At 69.2% G+C, this 21,060-nt stretch carries 20 protein-coding genes and 1 tRNA gene; 15 read left to right on the top strand and 6 right to left on the bottom strand.

The genetic code is table 11. The features are described from left to right. Window positions 1-35 precede the first annotated feature (35 nt). Together sp36 and EV379_RS13030 are read left to right on the top strand one after the other, a co-directional pair. Window positions 36-263 carry a Sp36 family protein gene (gene sp36, locus EV379_RS13035; protein WP_130506512.1) on the top strand — a complete coding sequence of 76 codons (228 nt, stop codon included), beginning with the start codon at window positions 36-38 and terminating at the stop codon, window positions 261-263. 16 nt (window positions 264-279) lie between these two features. Further along, window positions 280-750 (top strand): RidA family protein, encoded by a 471-nt coding sequence (locus EV379_RS13030; RefSeq protein WP_130506511.1) that lies wholly within the window; start codon window positions 280-282, stop codon window positions 748-750. A 76-nt stretch (window positions 751-826) separates the two neighbouring features. Here EV379_RS13030 and acs read toward each other — a convergent pair whose 3' ends face one another. Then, a complete protein-coding gene (acs, locus tag EV379_RS13025; RefSeq protein ID WP_130506510.1) occupies window positions 827-2,776 on the bottom strand; it encodes an acetate--CoA ligase in 1,950 nt (649 codons plus the stop codon). 539 nt (window positions 2,777-3,315) lie between these two features. On the opposite strand from acs, the gene EV379_RS13020 reads away from it, so the two are divergent. The 6 genes from EV379_RS13020 to EV379_RS12995 all read left to right on the top strand — a co-directional run bounded on the left by EV379_RS13020 (window position 3,316) and on the right by EV379_RS12995 (window position 8,445). Beyond that, on the top strand, window positions 3,316-4,500 hold the full coding sequence (locus EV379_RS13020; RefSeq protein WP_423203249.1) for a TadA family conjugal transfer-associated ATPase: 1,185 nt from the start codon (window positions 3,316-3,318) through the stop codon (window positions 4,498-4,500). Beyond that, window positions 4,497-5,567 carry a type II secretion system F family protein gene (locus tag EV379_RS13015; RefSeq protein WP_165397363.1) on the top strand — a complete coding sequence of 357 codons (1,071 nt, stop codon included), beginning with the start codon at window positions 4,497-4,499 and terminating at the stop codon, window positions 5,565-5,567. Before EV379_RS13020 ends, EV379_RS13015 begins: the two co-directional genes overlap by 4 nt. 291 nt (window positions 5,568-5,858) lie before the next feature. Beyond that, window positions 5,859-6,020, top strand: a complete 162-nt coding sequence (locus EV379_RS17625; protein ID WP_130507474.1) for a DUF4244 domain-containing protein — start codon at window positions 5,859-5,861, stop codon at window positions 6,018-6,020. Continuing rightward, window positions 6,013-6,351 (top strand): TadE family type IV pilus minor pilin, encoded by a 339-nt coding sequence (locus EV379_RS13005; RefSeq protein WP_242616371.1) that lies wholly within the window; start codon window positions 6,013-6,015, stop codon window positions 6,349-6,351. Before EV379_RS17625 ends, EV379_RS13005 begins: the two co-directional genes overlap by 8 nt. Then, a complete protein-coding gene (locus EV379_RS13000; protein ID WP_242616370.1) occupies window positions 6,348-6,731 on the top strand; it encodes an Rv3654c family TadE-like protein in 384 nt (127 codons plus the stop codon). The genes EV379_RS13005 and EV379_RS13000 overlap by 4 nt, the downstream gene beginning before the upstream one ends. 151 nt (window positions 6,732-6,882) lie before the next feature. Then, window positions 6,883-8,445, top strand: coding sequence for an alpha/beta hydrolase (locus EV379_RS12995; RefSeq protein WP_130506507.1), 1,563 nt, complete (start codon window positions 6,883-6,885; stop codon window positions 8,443-8,445). Between the two features lie 9 nt (window positions 8,446-8,454). On the opposite strand, the gene EV379_RS12990 is transcribed toward EV379_RS12995, so the two are convergent. Next, complete coding sequence (locus tag EV379_RS12990; RefSeq protein WP_130506506.1) at window positions 8,455-8,694, bottom strand: hypothetical protein; 240 nt, start codon at window positions 8,692-8,694, stop codon at window positions 8,455-8,457. 217 nt (window positions 8,695-8,911) lie between these two features. On the opposite strand from EV379_RS12990, the gene topA reads away from it, so the two are divergent. The 5 genes from topA (at window position 8,912) to EV379_RS12965 (ending at window position 16,298) form a co-directional block, all read left to right on the top strand. Next, window positions 8,912-11,833: a type I DNA topoisomerase gene (gene topA, locus EV379_RS12985; RefSeq protein WP_130506505.1), complete on the top strand. Its 2,922-nt coding sequence runs from the start codon at window positions 8,912-8,914 to the stop codon at window positions 11,831-11,833. A 53-nt stretch (window positions 11,834-11,886) separates the two neighbouring features. Then, window positions 11,887-12,525, top strand: coding sequence for a dTMP kinase (gene tmk / locus EV379_RS12980; protein ID WP_130507472.1), 639 nt, complete (start codon window positions 11,887-11,889; stop codon window positions 12,523-12,525). Window positions 12,526-12,581: 56 nt separating this feature from the next. Next, window positions 12,582-13,772, top strand: coding sequence for a DNA polymerase III subunit delta' (locus tag EV379_RS12975; protein ID WP_130506504.1), 1,191 nt, complete (start codon window positions 12,582-12,584; stop codon window positions 13,770-13,772). An 88-nt stretch (window positions 13,773-13,860) separates the two neighbouring features. After that, the gene (locus tag EV379_RS12970; protein WP_130506503.1) at window positions 13,861-15,435 is read left to right on the top strand and encodes an alpha/beta fold hydrolase; all 1,575 of its coding nucleotides are present in this window, start codon (window positions 13,861-13,863) and stop codon (window positions 15,433-15,435) included. 83 nt (window positions 15,436-15,518) lie between these two features. Then, window positions 15,519-16,298, top strand: coding sequence for a glycosyltransferase family A protein (locus EV379_RS12965; RefSeq protein WP_242616369.1), 780 nt, complete (start codon window positions 15,519-15,521; stop codon window positions 16,296-16,298). Window positions 16,299-16,309: 11 nt separating this feature from the next. On the opposite strand, the gene EV379_RS12960 is transcribed toward EV379_RS12965, so the two are convergent. The 4 genes from EV379_RS12960 to EV379_RS12945 all read right to left on the bottom strand — a co-directional run bounded on the left by EV379_RS12960 (window position 16,310) and on the right by EV379_RS12945 (window position 19,660). Beyond that, entirely contained in the window at window positions 16,310-17,266 is a 957-nt protein-coding gene (locus tag EV379_RS12960; RefSeq protein WP_130506502.1) for an alpha/beta fold hydrolase, read from the bottom strand. Between the two features lie 39 nt (window positions 17,267-17,305). Continuing rightward, entirely contained in the window at window positions 17,306-18,340 is a 1,035-nt protein-coding gene (locus tag EV379_RS12955; protein WP_242616368.1) for an alpha/beta hydrolase, read from the bottom strand. Between the two features lie 34 nt (window positions 18,341-18,374). After that, window positions 18,375-19,484: an epoxide hydrolase family protein gene (locus tag EV379_RS12950; protein WP_130506501.1), complete on the bottom strand. Its 1,110-nt coding sequence runs from the start codon at window positions 19,482-19,484 to the stop codon at window positions 18,375-18,377. 100 nt (window positions 19,485-19,584) lie between these two features. Beyond that, window positions 19,585-19,660 (bottom strand) — tRNA-Thr (locus EV379_RS12945). Between the two features lie 93 nt (window positions 19,661-19,753). Between EV379_RS12945 and EV379_RS12940 the strand changes: the two genes are divergently transcribed. Further along, window positions 19,754-19,999 carry a hypothetical protein gene (locus EV379_RS12940; protein ID WP_130506500.1) on the top strand — a complete coding sequence of 82 codons (246 nt, stop codon included), beginning with the start codon at window positions 19,754-19,756 and terminating at the stop codon, window positions 19,997-19,999. Window positions 20,000-20,011: 12 nt separating this feature from the next. After that, window positions 20,012-21,046 (top strand): Gfo/Idh/MocA family protein, encoded by a 1,035-nt coding sequence (locus EV379_RS12935; RefSeq protein ID WP_130506499.1) that lies wholly within the window; start codon window positions 20,012-20,014, stop codon window positions 21,044-21,046. Window positions 21,047-21,060 lie beyond the last annotated feature (14 nt).

Genomic DNA, 21,060 nt, shown 5'->3' with positions numbered 1-21,060 from the left:
AGGCCCCTCATTGACCCATTCTGAAAGGCTTCCCCATGCTTCGCTGGGAATACATCACGACTCCGCTGATGATCCACAACACCGCTGCGATCCTCAACAATTGGGGGTCAGAGGGCTGGGAACTGGTGCAGATCGTCACCGGACCTGAGGGCGGGCTTGTTGCCTACCTCAAGCGCCCCGTCGGCGGTGAGACCTCGGCTGCCGCTGCCGCCGGTGCCGCCGCCGCGAGCGTCGCCGCCGCCGCATTCGAGAACAACAAGTAGAAGGACGCGCACGCCCATGTCACAGATTGAGACCCGCCTGGCCGAACTCGGCCTCGTCCTTCCGGATGTCGTCCCGCCCGTCGCGGCGTACATTCCGGCCGTCGAGCACGACGGCCTCGTCTTCACCTCAGGGCAGCTGCCCTTCGTGGCCGGTGCGCTGCCGGCCACCGGCAAGGTCGGCGACGGGCACGGTCTCGTCCCCGCTGCGGACGCGAAGGAGTACGCACGGCTGTGCGCGATCAACGCTCTGGCCGCCGTGCGCGCGCAGATCGGCTCGCTCGACCGGGTGACCCGCATCGTCAAGGTCGTGGGCTTCGTGGCATCCGACCCGGGCTTCACCGGTCAGCCCGGCGTCATCAACGGCGCAAGCGAGCTGCTCGGCGAGGTCTTCGGCGACATCGGCGTGCACGCGCGCTCGGCCGTCGGCGTCGCCGTACTCCCGCTGGACTCGCCCGTTGAGGTGGAGCTCATCGTCGCTTTCGCGTAGCGCGGCGTCATAGCGTCGCAAAACACTGAGGGGCGGATCCCGGATCAACCGGCATCCGCCCCTCAGGCGTTTCAGATCAGCGCAGCTTCGAGGTGATGATCTGCATCACCGCGGTGTCTGCGAGTGTCGTGGTGTCGCCGATCTCACGGCCCTCCGCGACGTCGCGGAGCAGGCGCCGCATGATCTTGCCCGAACGCGTCTTCGGCAATTCGTTGACGATGAACACCTCGCGCGGGCGGGCGATCGCGCCGATCTGCTGTGCCACGTGGGCGCGCAGCAGTGCGGCGATCTCGTCGGGGTCTGCGATGTCGTGCTCGTGGCTCTGCTTCAGGATGACGAAGGCCACGACGGCCTGGCCGGTCGTCTCATCGGCCGCACCGACGACGGCCGCCTCCGCCGTGAGCGGGTGGGCGACGAGGGAGGACTCGATCTCTGCCGTCGAGAGTCGGTGGCCGGAGACGTTCATCACATCGTCGACGCGGCCGAGCAGCCAGATGTCGCCGTCCTCGTCGAGGCGCGCGCCGTCGCCGGCGAAGTACTTGCCATCGAACTTGTCCCAGTAGGTCTCCTTGAACCGCTCCGGGTCGCCCCAGATGCCGCGCAGCATGGCCGGCCACGGCTCGTTGATGACGAGCAGGCCGCCGCCCTCCTCGAGCTTCTTGCCGTCGTCGTCGAGCACCTCGATCTCGATGCCGGGGATCGGAACCTGCGCGGCGCCAGGCTTCAGGTCGGTGAGGCCGGGCAGGGCGGAGATCATGATGCCGCCGGTCTCCGTCTGCCACCAGGTGTCGACGACGGGCACAGAGCCGCCGCCGATGACGTGGCGGTACCAGATCCACGCTTCGGGGTTGATCGGTTCGCCGACCGAGCCGAGCAGGCGCAGCGAGCGCAGATTGAACTCATGCGGGATCTGCCGGCCGAGCTTCATGAAGGTGCGGATGGCGGTGGGCGCCGTGTACAGGATGGTGACCTTGTACTTCTCGATGATCTCCCACCAGCGACCCTGGTGCGGGGTGTCAGGGGTGCCCTCGTAGATGACCTGGGTTGCGCCGTTGGCGAGCGGCCCATAGACGACGTAGCTGTGGCCGGTGATCCAGCCGATGTCGGCCGTGCACCAGTAGACGTCACGCTCCGGGTGCAGATCGAAGACGTTCTTGTGGGTGAACGCGGCCTGCGTGAGGTAGCCGCCGCTGGTGTGCAGGATGCCCTTCGGCTTGCCGGTCGTGCCCGAGGTGTAGAGCACGAACAGCGGCTGCTCGGCCGGGAAGGCCTTGGCCACGTGGTCGGCGTCGACGGCGGCGAGCTCGTCGTGCCACCACAGGTCGCGTCCATCCGTCCACTGCACCTCGTTGCCGCCGCGCTTGACGACGAGCACGTGGTCGACGCTGCTCTGGCCGTCTTCGAGGGCCGTGTCGACGGCGTTCTTCAGCGGGAACACCTTGCCCTTGCGCCATCCGCCATCGGCCGTGACGACGACCTTGGCCTCGGCGTCGTCGATGCGGGCCCGCAGGCTCTCCGCACTGAAACCACCGAACACGACGGAGTGCACCGCGCCGATGCGCGCAACGGCGAGCATCGAGATCACGGCCTCGGGGATCATCGGCAGGTAGATCGCGACGCGGTCGCCCGAGCGCACGCCGAGGCTGGTCAACAGGTTCGCGGCCTTCTTCACCTCAGCCGTGAGCTCGCTGTAGCTGTAGGAACGGCTGTCACCGGGTTCGCCCTCGAAGTGCAGTGCGATGCGGTCGCCGTTGCCGGCCAGGACGTGCCGGTCGAGGCAGTTGTATGCCACGTTGAGTTCGCCGTCGTCGAACCACTTCGCGAATGGCGGGTTGCTCCAGTCAAGGGTCTGCGTGAACGGCTTGTTCCAGTGCAGCAGCTCGCGGGCCTGCGTGGCCCAGAATCCGAGGCGGTCGGCCTTGGCATCGGCGTACAGCGACTCGCTGGCCACGGACTGAGCCACGAACTCGGGGCTCGGCCGGAACCGGCGGATCTCTTCGAGGCTGGTATCGATCTGGACGCTCATTGGTGAGTCCCGCTCCTTTGCGTTCCGGTTCCGGTGGCCGGTGGATTTGACGTTCCGGTGGATCGGCCAGTGCGCAGATTCGCTCTCGCAGTGCCGCCCAGTGAGAGATTACCCCCTCGCCATTGCCCAGTCGTTCCTGTGTCGTCCCGCAACTTTTTTGGGGGACAATTCTGACGGCGTGTCGGGCCGCGCGAGTCGAAGACAAGCGGAATTCCGGGCCAGTGCGTCTCGATCGAATCGGGCGGCCAAGGCGCCGCAACTTCTGGGGGCACCCACATGTGTTGCAAATCCCGTCCGGACGCGTACACTGAGATACGTCCTGCGTGAGTAGTGACATGCAGTGCCAACGATTCCCCCCAATCCGGCACTGCTGAGGCGGCACCTGTTCCCCCCAATAGGTGCCGCCCCCTTTTCGTTAAGGCCCGTGTTCGTGCGAGCGGATGCCGCGGCTCTTGTGCACAGGCGCGACGTCTGACGCGGTTGTGCACAGCCGCCGCACTCGCCCCGCCGTCGCACGCGCGGCGTCATAGCCTCGCGTCGTGGACCTTCCCTTCATCGCCGTCCCCTCGTACGAGGCTCCCGCCCCTGGCGCCGCCTCTGGTGCCGCCTCTGACACGGCCTCCCCGGGTGCCGCGTCACCCGACTCCGCCCCCTTGGACCCGCCGGAGCCGTGGCCGTCGCAGGTGCCCACCGAAGCCGAATCGTCGGACGGGCCAGCGCGCGGCGCGTTCGTGCGACGAGCGAACACGGCCGTGCTCGGCGCCCTCGCCGGCTATGCGGAGGAACCAGGAGTCACCGACCTGTTCGTGAACGGTGACGCCGGGCTCTGGATAGATCGGGGCCGCGGCGCCGAGCGGGTGCGCGACTGGGACCGCGACGAGGCGGAGGTGCGCGAGCTGGCTGTGCGTCTCGTCGCCGTCGGCGGGCGACACATCGATGAGGCGACGCCGTGCGTCGACGTGCGCCTCGGCGACGGCATCCGGGTCCACGCCGTGCTGCCACCGGTATCCAGCACCGGGACGCTGCTCTCGGTGCGGTTGCCGCACGCGGACGGCTTCACGCTCGCCGAACTGGAGCGGGCCGGAATGTTCGCGGAGCCGGGCGCGGCAGCCGGGCAGACCCCGGCGGCCGAGACCCGGATCGGCGCGCGCCTGCGCCGGGCCGTCCACGCGCGCGAGAACCTGCTCGTGACCGGGGCGGCTGGCTGCGGCAAGACGACGCTCCTCGCCGCGCTGCTGGCCGAGGCGGCGCCTGGCGAACGCATCGTGACGATCGAGGATGTCGCGGAACTGCGCATCCGCCACCCTCACGTCGTCGGGCTCGAGGCGCGGCAGGCGAATCTCGAGGGGGCCGGTCGGCTCGGGCTCGACAGCCTGCTGCGCGAGGCCCTGCGCATGCGGCCGGACCGGCTGGTCGTCGGGGAGTGCCGCGGGAGCGAGATCCGGGAACTGCTCGCCGCGCTCAACACGGGCCACGACGGTGGCGCCGGAACGCTGCACGCCAATTCGCTCGCCGATGTGCCGGCCCGCTTGGAGGCGCTCGGGTCCCTGGCCCGGATGAGCGCGGAGGCCGTCGCGCGGCAGACGGTGAGCGCCATCGGCCTGGTGCTGCACCTGGAACAGCACGGCGGTGTGCGCCGACTGGCGGCACTGGGCCGATTCGTGCTCGACGACCGCGGCCGCCTGCTCGTCGTGGACGATGGGGAGGACGAGGCGACCGCGTGAGGCCCGTCGACCCACCGATCGAATCGGTCGCCGCGCTGGCTCAGCGGCTCGCCGTCTTGTTGGCGGCCGGTGTTGCCCCGCACACCGCCTGGACCTACCTGGACGAGGCAGGCGCGGATGCCGCAGGCGCGAACGGCGCCGACACTGCCGGCACGGCCGCGGCGCGGGGTCGGTGGCATCCGCGACGCCTGCCGCTCTGGAACGGGCGGGACGACCCGGCGCGGGTCGCGGAGCTGAACGCGCTGGCACTGCGCGCCGCCTCACGGGCCGCCGCCCGCGGCGGGAACATCGCCGAGGCGCTCCGTGACGCCGTCACGGGGGAGGCGAGCCACGCTGCCCCCGTGACACCGTCTGGGCGACGGGCGGCCGCTGCCTGGTTGGCGTTGGCCGCGGCCTGGGCCGTCGCCGGGGAGGCGGGGGCGCCGCTCGCCGCGACGCTGCGTGGGCTCGCCGCGACCTTCCGTGATCAGGCGCGGCTCGAGCGCGATCTCGCGGCGGCGCTCGCCGGGCCACGCGCCACCGCGCGGCTGGTCGGCGCAATGCCGGTGATCGGGGTGCTCTTCGGTGCCCTCCTCGGTTTCGACACGGTCGGCACGCTGTTCGGCACCGTGCCTGGGCTGATCTGTCTGGCGCTCGGCGGGGCGCTGACGCTCGCCGGCGCCGGCTGGAGCCGGGCTCTCGTACGGCGCGCGGCGGGCGCGCACGACGACGGGCTGATGCTGGAGCTCACCTCGATCGCGATGTCTGGCGGCATGTCGACCGAGCGCGCCCGCGCGCTCGCCGAGGGAGCCGCGCGGCGCTTCATGATCCAGAACGCCGCAGGCACGCGGGCGATCGACGGCGTGCTCGCCCTCTCACGCCGGGCGGGTGTGCCCGCGGTGGAGCTGCTGCGCAGCGAGGCGACTCAGGCGCGTCTCCGGTCGCGCAGCGCGGGGGAGCAACGGGCGGCGGGGCTCGCGGTCACACTGATGATCCCCCTCGGCCTCTGTGTGCTTCCGGCATTCATGCTCGTGGGTGTGCTCCCGCTGCTCATCGCCGTTCTCTCCTCCACACTCGGCACGTTCTGAACCGCTCTCCACAGATTCCGTGCCGCACGGCACGACGATCGGCGGCGGAACATGCTGGAACTGCTCGCGCCAACGGCCGCACCTCGAGGGGTGCGAAAGGAGAGACTCATGACTGACACACTCGCGCAGACAGAGGTTGCCACAGGCCGGGGTCGGCACGCTGGCCCGTTCCTGGATGCGGTGGATTCCGCGCCGCCGCCCGGCACCCTTGTCCTGGCCCGTGCCGCACGCCACCGCAAGGTCGTCGGCGATGGCTCGTCGGAAGGACCGCCAGCACTCCGCCACCGTCTATTGCGCCGGGTGGCGGGGGAGCGCGGAGCAGCGACCGCCGAGTACGCCGTCGCGACGATGGCCGCCGTCGGCTTCGCCGGCCTCCTGGTCGTCATCCTCCGGGGAGACGAGGTGCGCGGAATCCTCATGGAACTCGTGCGCAATGCGCTCACCGTTGGCTAGCACCGAGCGTGGCAGCGTCACCGCCGAGTTCGCGGTGCTGCTTCCCGCACTTCTGCTCGTGTTGGCGCTCTGCCTCGGCGCCGTCCAACTCGTCGGCCAGCAGTTGCGGCTGAGCGACGCAGCGGCCGACGCCGCGCGTGCGGCCGCACGCGGCGACGACCCCGCCCGGGTGGCGGCAATCGTCTCGCGTGCCGTCCTCGGCGCGGATCTCAACCTCAGCACGCAGGGAGAATTCGTCTGTGCCGAACTCGGCAGCAGCCCTGCAGGCGGCCTGGCCCCGTTCGGCGTCCGACTGACGGCATCCTCGTGTGCGCTGGCCGGTGGTTTGTGACTGGCCGTGGCCGGCATCGATTCGGGTCGCTGCCGCCGGGCGATCGTGGCGACCGCGGCTCAGGCACGGTCCTGACGCTCGCGGTTCTCGGCGCCACCGTTGGCGTCGTCCTCACCCTGATCCCGGTGACTGGGGCCTTCGTCGCCAGCCAGCGGGCGGCGAACGCCGCGGATGCCGCCGCCCTCGCTGCCGCCGATGTCGCGTCCGGCGCGGTGCCCGGCGTCGCCTGCCAACTGGCGACCGTGGCCGCGAGCCTGAATGGTGCGGTGCTCGACGGCTGCGAGCTCAACGGCGCGGTTGCACTCGTCAGCGTCAGCACCAGCTGGTGGGTGTTCTCGCTCAGCGCGAGCGCCAGGGCGGGCCCTCCCGGCACGCCGTGACCCGGTGCGCGGACCGAAGCGCGGCGAACCCCGGCACACCGAACACGGGTCAGCGCGGAAACGACGGCATCGCCTACTTGAACTCCGTTCCGCGAAAGCGATACTCTGCGGCGATGGGGCTCGCCGGAATCCCCGGCGAATGAGGGAACCCATGGCAACTCGAGCAACGCCCCGCTTTCGGCGCATCGCCGCACTCACCGCAGGGGTGGCCGCCGCCGCGCTGGCGCTGAGCGGCTGTCTCCAGCTGATGCCCCAGGACGGCACGACACCCCGCCCCGAGCTGACGGTCGTGCCGGACACGGAGGGGGTCGCAGCCGATCTGCTCCCGTTCTACGAGCAGACGCTGGACTGGACCGCGTGCGACGGCACAGCGGAATTCGAGTGCACGTATGTGACCGCGCCACTGGACTGGGACAACCCGGGCGCCGGCGACATCCGGCTCTCGATCGTGCGGCACCTCGCGACCGAGACACCGCTGGGATCGCTGCTGACGAATCCAGGTGGTCCAGGCAGTAGCGGCGTCGACATGATCATCGACGGCCTCGAGTACGCCGTCGGCGCTGAGCTCGTCGAGAACTACGATGTTGTCGGCTTCGACCCGCGCGGTGTCGGTGGTTCCACCGCGGTGAGCTGCTTCGACGCGGCCGGCATGGACGCCTACCTCTATGACATCCCAGACGCTCCGCGGAACACCCCGGAGTGGGAAGCCGAACGGATCGCACTCGACCAGAGCTTCGCCGACGCCTGCGAGGCGAACAGCGGCGGCATCCTGCCCTTCATCACGACGGCCAACTCCGCGCGGGACATGGATCTGATCCGCGCGGTGCTCGGCGACACGAAACTCAACTACCTCGGCTACTCCTATGGCACGTTCCTCGGCGCGACGTACGCTGAGCTGTATCCGCAGAAGGCCGGACGCCTCGTGCTGGACGGCGCGATCGACCCCGCCATTCCCGGCCTCGACGTCAGCACGACGCAGGCGCTCGGCTTCGAGTCGGCGCTCCGCGCTTACATGCAGTACTGCGTCGATTCGGACGTCTGTCCATTCGACGGCACAGTCGATGAGGCGATGGCCGAGCTGGGCGCGCTGCTCGCCAGCGTCGACCGCACGCCGTTGAAGAACGATGACGGCCGCTACCTCGGCGCGGATTCGCTCGTGACGGGGATCATCGCGGCCCTGTACTCCGATGAGAGCTGGGACTACCTGACGGATGCGCTGACCGGCACGGTGCACGGCGATCCGTCCGGCGCGTTCGCGCTGGCGGACTTCTACAACGGCCGCGATGGCGGCGTCTACCTCGACAATTCCAGTGAGGCCTTCCGTGCATACAACTGCATGGACTACCCCCTCGAGGTCGATCAAGCGGCCGAGGACGCGGCGACGCAGAAGATCGCGGCGGGCGCTCCGACGATCGCACCGTACTGGGCCGGCCCAGACCAGTGCCTCGGCTGGCCATACCCGCCGACGGGCACGCGCGGCGAAATCCACGCCGCCGGTGCCGGTCCGATCCTTGTCGTCGGAACGACCAACGACCCGGCGACGCCGTATGAGTGGGCCGTGTCACTGGCCGACCAGCTCGAGGAGGGTGTGCTGATCACCCGGGTCGGCGAGGGGCACACCGGCTACAACAAGGGCAACGGCTGTGTGGATGACGCCGTCGAGGCGTTCTTCCTCGACGACGCGGTGCCGGAGGACGGACTGCGCTGCGAGTGATCCGGCTGCCTAGTTGAACAGGGTCTCGCGGTAGCGGTACTCGACGGCTGTCGGGCGCTCGCCGGCATCCCCGGCGAACTCAAGCCCGCCGGCGCGCGCATAGGAGAAGCGCTTGTCTCCGGCCTCCGCGGGGATCTCGATCAGGGGCTGCGGGTCGCCGGATTCCAGAAACGAGGTGCTGATGGTCTTGCCCTCGAGCGGCCCATCAATGAGTTTCGCGGTGTAGCCGCGTGCCTGAGTCGTGTCCATGCACGCCATTGTGCTCCCTTTATAGGGAAGCGCAAGGGGGTGGCGTCGCGGGGCAAGGCTTGACGGCACGCGCATGAGCATGGCTCAATTAGGCACGCACTCGGCGTCTATGTGTATGGTGTGGCTTGGCAGGCCTACAGGCCGCCGATCACACGGTGCAGGATTCGCTGGGGGCGCGACACATCCGCACGTACTCAAAAGAAACAAGAGGAACCTGGTGCCGGGCACGAAAAAACTGGTCATCGTGGAGTCTCCGAACAAGATGAAGTCGATCTCTCAGTACCTGGGCGACGGCTATGAGGTCTTGGCTTCGGTGGGCCACATTCGCGATCTGATCGAGCCCAAGAACCTGCCGGCCGAACTCAAGAAGGGTTCGCTCGGCAAGTTCTCCGTCGACGTCGAGAACGGCTTCGAGCCGTACTACGTCGTCTCCGACGCCAAGAAGAAGACCGTCGCCGAGCTCAAGCGCGCGCTGAAGGATGCCGACGAGCTCCTGCTCGCAACTGATGAGGACCGCGAGGGTGAGGCCATCGCCTGGCACCTGCTCCAGGTCCTGCAGCCCAAGGTCCCGGTCAAGCGCATGGTGTTTCACGAGATCACCAAGGACGCGATCCTCGCCGCAAAAGACAACACCCGCGAGCTGGACACCGCGCTCGTCGACGCGCAGGAGACCCGCCGCATCCTCGACCGTCTGTACGGGTACGAGATTTCCCCCGTGCTCTGGCGCAAGGTCGGCCCCGGCCTCTCGGCCGGCCGCGTGCAGTCGGCGGCCACCCGCCTCGTCGTCGACCGCGAACGCGAGCGTCTCGCCTTCACCGCCGCCGGCTACTGGGACCTGAGCGCGATCCTCAGCACCGCTGTCGATTCCGACGACTCGGCCTCGAACTTCTCCGCCCGCCTCGCCCGTCTGAACGGCGAGCGCGTCGCCAGCGGTCGCGACTTCGACGACAACGGTGCCCTGAAGAGCAGCGCGACCGTGCTCGACGAGGCCGCAGCCACCGCGCTGCAGGCCGCCCTGCAGCAGCCGGGCGTTGCGCTGACCGTGAGCAAGGTCGAGTCGAAGCCGTACTCGCGCAAGCCGGCCGCTCCGTTCACGACCTCCACGCTGCAGCAGGAGGCCGCGCGCAAACTGCGCTTCTCGGCCAAGCAGACGATGAGCGTCGCCCAGTCTCTCTACGAGAACGGGTACATCACCTATATGCGTACCGACTCGCCCTCGCTCTCGCAGCAGGCAATCAACGCTGCGCGCGCCCAGGCCACCGCCCTCTACGGCGCCGACACGATCCCGGACAAGCCGCGCCTCTACACGGGCAAGAGCAAGAACGCGCAGGAGGCGCACGAGGCGATCCGCCCGTCCGGCGACACCTTCCGCACCCCGGCCTCGCTGGCCAGCTCGCTCCGCGGCAACGACTTCAAGCTCTACGAGCTCATCTGGAAGCGCACCGTCGCCTCGCAGATGGCCGACGCCAAGGGGCAGACCGCCTCGGTGACGATCGTCGCGGGGCCGACCGGTGAGTCGGAGAACCCGAAGGCGTCGAAGGCGATCGCCGAGTTCACGGCATCCGGAACCGTCATCACCTTCCGCGGTTTCCTGCACGCCTACGAGGAGAGCCGCGACGAGGAGCGCAACGCGCCGAGCGAGCCGAGCGAGTCGAAGCTGCCCCCGCTCAGCGAGGGCCAGAAGCTGAGCTTCGCCGAGCTCAGCGCCAACGGCCACGAGACCAGCCCGCCCCCGCGCTTCACGGAGGCCAGCCTCGTCAAGCGGCTCGAGGAGCTCGGCATCGGTCGCCCATCGACCTTCGCCTCGATCATCTCGACCATCGTCGACCGCGGCTACGTGACCCCGCGCGGTACGGCGCTCGTGCCCAACTGGATCGCCTTCTCGGTTGTCCGGCTGCTTGAGGAGTACTTCGGCGACCTCGTCGAGTACGACTTCACCGCCGAGATGGAGGGCGACCTCGACCACATCGCCGCCGGTGAGGCCGACCGCGTCGACTGGCTGAACAGTTTCTACTTCGGTTCGGACAAGCACAGGGGTCTGCGCCAGGTCATCGACAACCTCGGCGAGATCGACGCGCGCGGCATTAACTCGATGCCGATCACCGACGACATCACCCTGCGCATCGGCAAGTACGGCCCCTACCTTGAGGTCGCTGAGCCCGGTGCCGCACCGGATGCCACGCCGCGGCGTGTGAACCTCCCGCTCAACCTGGCCCCGGACGAGCTCACCCCCGCCAAGGCGCGCGAGCTCGTCGACGCCCCGGTCGTGACCGACCGCGTGATCGGCATCAACCCCGAGAACGGCAAGGAGATCGTCGCGAAGGACGGCCGATTCGGCCCCTACGTCACGGAGCTCGAGCCGACTCCGGAGGTTGTGGCCGACGCCGCGACGGGTGAGGTCATCGAGACCGCCGCAGCGGACGCCGCGGCACCCGCAGCCAAGCCGGCGGCCAGGAAGAAGCCGGCAGCCAAGAAGGCCGCGGCCGTCAAGCCGCGCACCGCCTCCCTGTTCAAGTCGATGGACCTCGCGACGATCGACCTCGAGACCGCGCTGCGCCTGCTGTCGCTGCCGCGCGTCGTTGGCGTCGACCCGGAGACGGGCACCGAGATCCTGGCGCAGAACGGCAAGTTCGGCCCGTACCTCAAGAAGGGCACAGACACCCGCTCGCTCACCAGCGAGGACCAGATCTTCGACATCGATCTGGCCGGGGCGATCGAGCTCTACGCCCAGCCCAAGTACGGCGGACGTGCCGCGTCGAGCGCGCTGCGCGAGTTCGAGGCCGACCCGGTCAGCGGCAAGCCGATCAAGGTGAAGGACGGCCGCTTCGGGGCCTACGTCACCGACGGCACGACGAACGCGACGATCCCGAAGAGCGAGACGGTCGACGACCTCACCTTCGAGCGCGCGGTCGAGCTGCTGCAGATCAAGCGCGACAAGGGTCCGGCACCCAAGAAGACGGCGGCCAAGAAGGCGCCGGCCAAGAAGGCCGCGGTCAAGAAGCCCGCCGCCAAGAAGCCTGCCGCAGCCAAGAAGACGGGCGTCGCGACGTCGACCGCACGCTCTGAGGCGGCCAAGAAGGCCGCGGCGACGCGCGCAGCCAACAAGGCCGCAGCCGCTGCGGCCGGAGCGGGCGAGTGACGGACGGGCCTGCCCCGCTGGGTGAGCCTGTCCCGCTGGTTGAGCCTGCCCCGCTGGTTGAGCCTGGCGAAACCCCCGGGATCTTCATCACGCTCGAGGGCGGTGACGGCTCAGGCAAGTCGACGCAGGCCGAGCTGCTCGCGGCGTGGCTGGGCGAGCAGGGTCGCACGGTGATGCGCACCCGCGAACCGGGCGGCACGGAGGTCGGTGTCGAGATCCGGGAGATCGTGCTGCACCACCGCGGGCACATCGCCGCGCGGGCCGAGGCGCTGCTCTACGCAGCCGACCGTGCCCACCACATCGAGACGGCCGTGCGTCCGGCGCTCGCCCGCGGCGAGGTCGTCATCCAGGACCGTTACATCGACTCATCCGTGGCCTACCAGGGTGCCGGGCGGGTGCTCGGCGGCGACGAAGTGCGCCAGCTCTCGCTCTGGGCGGCCGAAGGGCTGCTCCCCGACCTCACCGTGCTTCTCGACCTCGACGAGACGGTGGCGCGGGGCCGGCTGGATGCCGCGCAGAAGCGCTTCGACCGGCTCGAGGCCGAGAAGGGTGCATTCCACGCCCGCGTGCGTGAGGCGTTCCTGGGGCTGGCCGCGGGGGAGCCGGAGCGCTTCCTCGTCGTGGATGCCGCCCTGCCCGTTCAGGAGATCGCGGCGCTCATCCGCGCCCGCGTCGCCACGCTGCTCGAGTAGGACCGCACGGTCCGCCGGCGTCCTCGGGCGTCGGCGGCCGACGGTACCCTTGAATGGTGACGGTATGGAGTGAGCTGACGGGGCAGGCAGAGGCCATCGCGCTGTTCCGCGCCGCCGCAGGCTTCCAGCCGGGCGCGTCCGCAGACGCTGAGCGTGCCACAGCGGATGCCACGGCATCCGGGCCGCAGAACCAGATGACGCACTCCTGGTTGATCACGGGCCCGGCCGGTTCCGGCCGCTCGAACCTGGCATACGCCTTCGCCACGGCGCTGCTGAGCGGCAACCCGGACGGCGACGATGCGACCGCGGCGCAGGTCGCCGCGCGCAGCCACCCCGATCTTCAGGTGCTCACCACCGAGGGCGTCATCATCAAGATCGCCGATGTGCGCGAGACGGTGCGGCGTTCGCACTACTCGCCCTCGGTCGGCCGCTACCGCGTGATCATCGTCGAGGACGCCGACCGCATGGCCGAACACGCCTCCAACGTGCTGCTGAAGGAACTCGAGGAGCCGCCGGAGCGCACCGTGTGGATCCTCTGCGCGCCGAGCGAGGCCGATCTGCTGCCCACGATCCGCTCGCGGGTGCGCAGTGTTCGACTCCGCGTCCCGAGCGTCGCGGATGTCGCCGAGCTGCTGGTGAAGCGCAACGGCGTCAGTGCCGAGCTGGCCGAGCGGGCGGCCCGCGAGGCGCAGAGCCACATCGGCATGGCGCAGCGTCTGGCCACCAGCGCGGAGGCGCGCGACCGCAGACACGAGACGCTGGTGACCGCGCTCAACGTGCGCACCGTGTCGAATGCGGTGATGGCCGCTGCACGATTGATGGCGATCGCCGGCGACGACGCGGAGGCGATCACGCTGCAGCGGGACGCCGCCGAGCGAGAGCACACACTGCGTTCGCTCGGCATCGCCCCCGGTCAGGCCATCCCGCCGGCCCTCCGTGGCCAGATCAAGGCGCTCGAGGACGACCAGAAGCGGCGGGCGAAACGGAGCCTGCGGGACGGAATCGACCGGATCCTCGTCGACCTCTCCTCGCTGTACCGCGACGTCATCATGCTGCAGCTGGGGCGAACGGATGCCGTCATCAACCGCGAACTCGGCGGCAAGCTCGACGAGGCCGCCTCCCGCAGCTCGCCGGCGGAGACCCTCGCAACGCTCGACGCGATCACGATCGCCAGGCACCGCATCGAGGCGAACGTCGCACCTGTGTTGGCGCTCGAGGCGATGCTCGTGTCGTTCCGGCGGCCCTGATCGCAGACACCCGGCCCCGGGCCGCACCCCGTGGTCCCCACCCAGCCGCCACGCCACCCACAAGCCAACCCAGGAGAGAGTGAAGACGTTGACGATTGCCCCAGGCTCTTCCCCAGCCAGCACCGCGCAGCGGAGCCGCAGGCGCCGCGTCGGCGCCGTGGTGGCCGGCGCCATCGTCACCGTGCTCACGCTCTCCGGCTGCGTCACCGCGTTCCTGCCAGAACCACCGCCGGCCACCTCGACGCCGACGGGGGAGGACGTCGCCGAGGCGCTCCAACCGTTCTACTCGCAGCGGGTGAGCTGGAGCGGCTGCGGGGGCGGCATGCAGTGCGCGACCGTCGAGGCTCCGCTGGACTGGGCCGAGCCGGCATCCGGATCCATCGAGCTGGCCCTCGTGCGGCAGCCCGCCCTGGGCGAGAAGATCGGCTCGCTGCTCGTCAACCCGGGCGGTCCGGGCGGCTCCGGCTACAACTTCGTCAAGGACTCGGTCGACTACGCCACCGATGAGCGCCTGCAGGAGCGCTTCGACGTCGTCGGCTTCGACCCGCGCGGAGTCGGGCGATCCACCGGTGTGAGCTGCTACGACGCCGCCGGCATGGACGAGTACCTCTACGGCGTCAGCACGAACGAGCGCGGCAGCGACGCGTGGATCGCCGAGATGACCGAATCGGCCACGAGCTTCGGTGCGGCGTGCGCCGACGGAACCGGCCCCCTGCTCGCCCAGGTCGGCACCGAGAACGCCGCGCGCGATCTCGACCTGCTGCGCGCGGTTCTCGGCGACGAGAAGCTGTACTACCTCGGATACTCCTACGGCACGTTCCTCGGCGCCGTCTACGCGGAGCTGTTCCCCGGCAAGACCGGGCGGCTCGTGCTCGACGGTGCGATCGACCCCTCGACGAGCAACTTCGAGGTCACCAAGACGCAGGCGCAGGGCTTCGAGAGTGCGCTCCGGGCCTATCTGAGCTCCTGCCTGCAGAGCAACGAGTGCCCGTTCGACGGCACCGTCGAGAGCGGCATGAAGACCGTCGGAGCACTGCTCGACTCGGTCGACGCGAGCCCGATCCGGGCGGTAGATGGGCGCGAGCTGGGCGGCAGCACCCTATTCACGGCCATCATCTACCCGCTCTACGACGCCAACGCGTGGGGCATGCTCAGCGACATGTTCGAGAGCGTCATGCACGGCGACGCCGAGATGGCATTCGAGTTCGCCGACGCCTACAACGGGCGCAACGCTGACGGCTCGTACAGCGACAACTCGACCGAGGCGTTCATGGCGGTGAACTGCATGGACTACCGCTACAACGCCGACCCCGCTCTCATGCGGGAGCAGGCGGCGGTCATGGATGAGGCGGCGCCCGTGATCGGACGGTACATGTCGTACGGCGACATCGGCTGCGCGAGCTGGCCGTACGCATTCCAGGGTGAGCGCGGCGAGATCCACGCACAGGGCTCAGCCCCTCTCCTCGTGATCGGAACGACCAACGACCCTGCGACGCCCTATGTCTGGGCCGAGGCGTTGGCCGAGCAGCTCGAGAACGGGCACCTCGTGACGTACAAGGGCGAGGGCCACACCGCGTACAACAAGTCGAACGAGTGCATTGCCGACACGGTTGACGACTACCTGATCGACGGGACGGTGCCGGCGGCCGACCCGATGTGCTGAGCCGGACGGCGCCTGGCCGACGGGCCGAGCGAGGGCTGATGCGCTGAGCCGACGCTGAGGTATGGTGTGGCGATGGAGCACGCGTGAGCGCCCAGAATGCGAACGGTCGCCCAGCGGTCACGATCGCCGTCATCATCCCGTCGCGCAACGACGCTCCGATGCTGGCCGTCTGCCTGGCCCACCTGGCCGCCCAGACCCGCCAGGCCGACCAGATCATCGTCGTCGACAACGCCAGCACCGACGACACGGCTGCCGTCTGCGCCGCGGCCGGTGTTCGCCGGATCTACTGGCCGGAGGTGGGCGTCGCCGGGGCGTCTGCGCACGGCTTCGACGCGGCGGATGCCGGCATCCTGGCCCGGATCGATGCGGACTCTCGCCCGGCGGGAGACTGGCTGGCCCTGGTCGAGTCTGCGCTCGGCGACGCACCGACGCTGACCCTGCTCACCGGCCCAGGCGACTTCTACGGCGGGCCCAAGGTTGTGCACTGGTTGGGGCGGACGCTGTACCTCGGCGGCTACTTCCACGTGGTCGGATTCCTGCTCGGACACCCGCCGGTGTTCGGCTCCAACTACGCGATGACGGCCGATGTCTGGGCGCGGATCGGGCCGGCGGTCGTGCGTGACGTGCCGGGCATCCACGACGACCTCGACGTCTCCTATCTGGTGCGCCCAGACATGGAGGTGCGTTTCGATCCGACGCTGCGGATGCCGGTCTCTGCCCGCCCGTTCCGCAGTTGGGGTGCGCTCGGGCATCGCCTGGGCAAGGCCTGGCTGACGTTCCGACACGAGTTCCGTGCGGAGAGACCGCTCCGGCGGCGGCGGGCACGGCGCGAGTGGGCGCGCAGCCACCGCGATCACGGCTGACCGGGGAGCCGCTACGGCTCGGCCGTGGCGTAGAGCGCGACCAGGTCGCGGCACAACTGGTGCGGTGCGGTCTCGCACGGGCTGTGACCGGCCGGGTACACGGCGAACTCGGCCCCGAGCGAGCGGGCGAACTCGGCGTGCAGCGCCGTCGGCCAGAGATCGTGTTCGCCGACCGCGACGAGCTTGGGCAGGCCGGCGCGCACCAGCGGAACGCTGATGTCGGGGTTGCGCCGCATCAGATCGATGATGTCGCGCACCGAGTCGCGTCGGGTGAGCGCGAAACGCTCCCGGACGAAGCGCAGACGGCCGGGCGAGACGGGGACGAGGTTGCGCCGGATGCCCCACATCATCAGTGCCGCCCCCACCCGGGCGTTGGCGAGCCCGGTCGCCGGACCGATCCTGCTGATGCCGCGGAAACTCTGGCCGGACAATGGTGGGCAGCTGAGCAGGGTCAGGCTGGCGAAGCGATCCGGGTTCCGGGCGAACGCCAACCCGGCGACCACGCCGGCAAAGGAGTACCCGATGACGTGGGTGGGGCGACCGAGCTGGCGGAGCACAGCCAGGAGGTCGTTGACGAAGAGCTCGTGGTCGTAGTGCGCCTGGGGCGGCGTCAACGTCTCCGGCCCGGCGGCGGCCGACTGATACTGCCCGGCCAGGTCGAAGCTGATCGTGAAATAGCCGGCGGCGGCCAGGAGCGGCATCATGAGCACGAAATCCTCCTTGGACCCCGTCGCCCCCGGCACCAGCAGCACGGGCGGCGCCGCCTCGTCGCCGCAGCTGATCATGGCCAGCGGTCCGCTCGGCGCGGCGAATGTCGTCGCGCGGACGTCCGGCGGCAGCACCGACCAATCGAAATCCTGCAGCGCGGCGTCTGCCAGGGCCGCGGCATCAGCCTGCTGCTCCCCGGCGACATGCGCCGACCCGCCGCGGGGGTGCTCGTCGTCGGCCCACTCGGCTGGACTGCCCACGGTCACCTCCGGTTCGCATCGGGAGAGTTACCAAGAATGCTAGACCTTCACCGTCACCGCCGTGATGAAGGCCTGCAGGCGCCGGTAGACCTCCTGCGACTCCGGGTAGCGGAAGTTCTGCTGCCAGGTGTGCTCGGTGTTCGCGCTGCCCCAGCCGTAGACGAGCGTGTCGACGTGCACGCCGTGTTCCCGCAGCCGGGCGATCAGGTTCATGTTGGACGCGTAGAAGAAGTCGCGTTCGGATGTCGTGATGAACACGGGCGGGCAGCGCGAGTCGAGCCATTCGATCGGTGACATGAAGTGCGCGGCCTCGCGCAGCCGGTGGCGTCGCTGCGCGGGCGTCGAGCCGCTCGGCGCCGTGCTCTGCGGGAGGAGCATGCGGATGAAGTTCAGGCTCATCACGAAGCCCTTGTCGAAGAACACGGAGAAGTCCACGATGCTGCAGTGCTGGACAAGGCCCTTCAGCTGTGCGGCAGGCACAGCAGGAACCAGTCCGTGGTGCTCGGCCAGCTCCGGCTGGAAGCTCGCCGCGGTCATCAGCGCCGAGATTTGTCCGCCGGCCGAATCGCCGCCGAGCACGATGCGCTGTGCGTCACCGCCGTAGCCGTCGATCTCCGCGCTCACCCAGCGCAGTGCGGCGTTGGCGTCCTCGAGCACGTGGCCGAGGTGGAAGTGGGGCGCCATCCGGTAGTTGACGTTGACGACGACCACGCCGCCAGCAGCCTGGCGGGCGCAGTACTTGGTGAGGGAGGCCTTGTCGCCGGAGGTCCAGCCGCCACCGTGGAAGTACACGTAGACCGGCAGGGCGCCGCCGTGTTCGGGTGTGTGATCGGCCGCGGCGTCCGGGGCCATCACGTCGAGGCGGTGCGAGCGGATGCCGTCGCCGACGAAGTCGATGTCGTGCCAGTAGCGGACGCCGGTGATGGGCTCGGCGTTGAAACGGCGCAGCTCGCCCGGGCTGACGGCGCGCATGAGCAGGCGCCAGACCCAGACGGGCACACGGCGCAACACGCCTCTGGCACGGCGGCCGACGGCGAACACGCCGCTCGGATCCGCCCGACCCCGTTCAACCACGCACACACGGTACGCCGGTGCGCTGGGATTGCGCTCAGCGTTCGCTGGGACCCGGCGGCGTCCTGTCGCCAGCGACGACGGAGCGCATGAACGCGCCGAGCTCGTCGGCGATCAGGCCCGGTTCCTCGAAGGCGAGGAAGTGGCCTCCACGGCCCGGGCTCGAGTAGTGACGGATGTCGCTGGCTGCCCGTTCCGCGATGGAGCGCACGAAGCCGGCCATTCCCGGTTCATGGCTGACCGTGACCGCGACGGGCACGGTGATCGTCGCGCGCGGCGCGTTGTGCGGGTAGTCCAGATACTGGCGGAAGGAGGTGCCGATGCATTCCGTCGCCCAATAAAGGGTCAGGATTGTGCACAGCGTGTCCTTGTCGAATCGCGACTCCAGGTCGCCACCGCAGTCGCTCCAATCCCGATACTTGTCGATGATCCAGGCGGCGAGCCCGGCCGGCGAGTCTGCGAGTGCGGCCGCGATCGTGTCTGGCCGTGTGCCCATGATCCCGCTGTACCCGGAGTCCCGCTCGTCGTAGAGCGCGTCAGCATCGAGGAACGCCTGCTCCTCCGGCGTGATCGGCTCCGCATCGAAACTCGCCGGAAACGGCCCATGGATCATGTGCAGCCCGGCGACGTGCTCGGGGTGCACGGTGGCGAGCCAGCTGCTGGCCACTCCGCCGATGTCACCGCCGAAGGCGAAGTACCGCTCGTAACCGAGGGTCTCCGTCATCAGCAGGTGGAACTCCTCGGCGATGCTCGCGCGGGTGAGGGGGCCCTGCGGCAGCTCGGAGAAGAGGAAGCCGGGCAGCGAGGGGATGACGACGTCCACATCCAGCAGCTCCAGCAGCGGCAGCATCTCGATGAAGCTGCTCGGCCACCCGTGCGCCAGCAGTACCGGTGGCCGGGTCGGGTCGCGCCGCACGTGCACGAAATGCAGTCCACGCTCGACGAACTGCGGATAGGCGTTGAGCCGGGCCTCGGCCGCCGACCAGTCAAAGTCGTTCGCCCAGTAGTCGAGCAAGGACCGCAGGTAGTCGGTGTCGGTCCCGGCCTCCCAGTCGCTGGCGCTCGGCGCCGTGTATCGGGTGTTGCGCAGCCGGGAACGCAGATCCTCGAGCACGTCGGACGGGACGGAGATGGTGAAGTCGGCCATGCTCTGACGATAACGTCCGGCTGTGCCGACGGCCGTCAACCCGTCCATCGCCGAAGTAAAGAAAAGGGCCAGGATCCGTGTGGATCCTGGCCCTTGTCGCTGGGGCCGCCTGTGGGAATCGAACCCACGACCTTCTCATTACGAGTGAGACGCTCTGCCGACTGAGCTAAGGCGGCGTGGCACACATGCGATTTCTCGCTTGGATGGCACAGCAATAAAGCTTAGCTGACGTTTGGAGCGTTTTTGTACAGCAGCGCTACGCTCACACCATGAAAGCGAATCCATACCGGACGATTCTGGGCACGATGGGCTCAGTTGGCGTGCTTCTCGGCGTGCTTCTCGTCGCGTTGGGGAGCGGCCCACTCGCCGGGGGAGGGCTCATGGTCTTCGGCACCGTGATCTCGGTGATCGGCCTGGTCACCGTGGTCGGCTGGACGGTGCTCTCCGGCGTCGAATGGGCGATGCGGGATCGCGAGGCCAGGGCCGAGGCCGATCCGGCGCCCGGAGATCGCTAACGCGAGCTGTCGATGGGTCGACAACGCGGCCACCGGCAGCACTATGCTGAGCCGGTGACTACGACGACGACTTCACTGCGCTGGGGAATTCTTGCGACCGGCGGCATCGCCCACCTGTTCACCTCCGATCTCGTGCTGAACGGGCACACCGTGCAGGCTGTCGGCTCGAGGCGAGCGGATGCCGCGGCCCAGTTCGCCGCCGAGTTCGGAATCCCGAACGTGCACGCCAGCTACGACGATCTGGTCGCAGACCCGGAGGTCGATGTGATCTACGTCGCCTCCCCGCACCCGTTCCACGCCGAGCACGCGACCCTCGCCCTGAACGCGGGCAAGCACGTGCTCGTCGAGAAGCCGTTCACACTGAACGCGGACGAGGCCCGCGAACTGGCCGCGCTCGCCGAGAGCACCGGTCTCGTCATCCTCGAGGCCATGTGGACCCGCTTCCTGCCGCACATGCAGCGCATCCGCGAGATCCTTGCCGCCGGAACGATCGGAACCGTGCGCAGCCTCATCGCCGACCACACGCAGAAGCTCTCCGAAGACCCGCAGCACCGCCTCAACTCGCTCGAGCTCGGCGGCGGCGCCTTGCTCGACCTCGGCATCTACCCCATCTCCTTCGCTTCGTCGCTGTTCGGCGCGCCCGCGAGCATCCAGGCCGCGGCCCGATTCAAGGCGACGGGCGCCGACGCGCAGGTCGCAACGCTCTTCAGCTATGAGAGCGGAGCCATCGCCTCCACGCTCTCGGCCAGCGACACGAAGGGCCCGAACCGGGCCACGATCCTCGGCACCGATGGCAGCATCGAGATCGACGGCGTCTGGTACTCACCGACGAGCTTCCGCGTGCTTGACTCCCTCGGAGCCGTCGTCGAGCACTACGTCTCCGAGGTCAACGGGCGCGGCATGCACTACCAGGCGCAGGCGATCGAGGGTCTGATCGCCGCCGGCGAGCGGGTCGACGTGCGGATGCCGCTCGACGAGACCGTGCAGATCATGCAGACGCTCGACGACATCCGGGCCCAGATCGGCCTCAAGTACCCGGGCGAATGACCGCGGCCGTCCTG

The organism is Microterricola gilva, assembly GCF_004217495.1.
GTDB classification, from domain to species: Bacteria; Actinomycetota; Actinomycetes; order Actinomycetales; family Microbacteriaceae; genus Microterricola; species Microterricola gilva.
This window is presented reverse-complemented; position numbering and strand designations above follow the sequence as displayed.

What these genes read in the sequence shown, in the direction of transcription:
- sp36 (WP_130506512.1), top strand. Translation starts at nt 36, where the DNA reads ATGCTTCGCTGGGAATACATCACGACTCCGCTGATGATCCACAACACC.
- EV379_RS13030 (WP_130506511.1), top strand. Translation starts at nt 280, where the DNA reads ATGTCACAGATTGAGACCCGCCTGGCCGAACTCGGCCTCGTCCTTCCG.
- acs (WP_130506510.1), bottom strand. Translation starts at nt 2,776, where the DNA reads ATGAGCGTCCAGATCGATACCAGCCTCGAAGAGATCCGCCGGTTCCGG.
- EV379_RS12995 (WP_130506507.1), top strand. Translation starts at nt 6,883, where the DNA reads ATGGCAACTCGAGCAACGCCCCGCTTTCGGCGCATCGCCGCACTCACC.
- EV379_RS12990 (WP_130506506.1), bottom strand. Translation starts at nt 8,694, where the DNA reads ATGGACACGACTCAGGCACGCGGCTACACCGCGAAACTCATTGATGGG.
- EV379_RS12950 (WP_130506501.1), bottom strand. Translation starts at nt 19,484, where the DNA reads ATGGCCGACTTCACCATCTCCGTCCCGTCCGACGTGCTCGAGGATCTG.
- EV379_RS12940 (WP_130506500.1), top strand. Translation starts at nt 19,754, where the DNA reads ATGAAAGCGAATCCATACCGGACGATTCTGGGCACGATGGGCTCAGTT.
- EV379_RS12935 (WP_130506499.1), top strand. Translation starts at nt 20,012, where the DNA reads ATGGGTCGACAACGCGGCCACCGGCAGCACTATGCTGAGCCGGTGACT.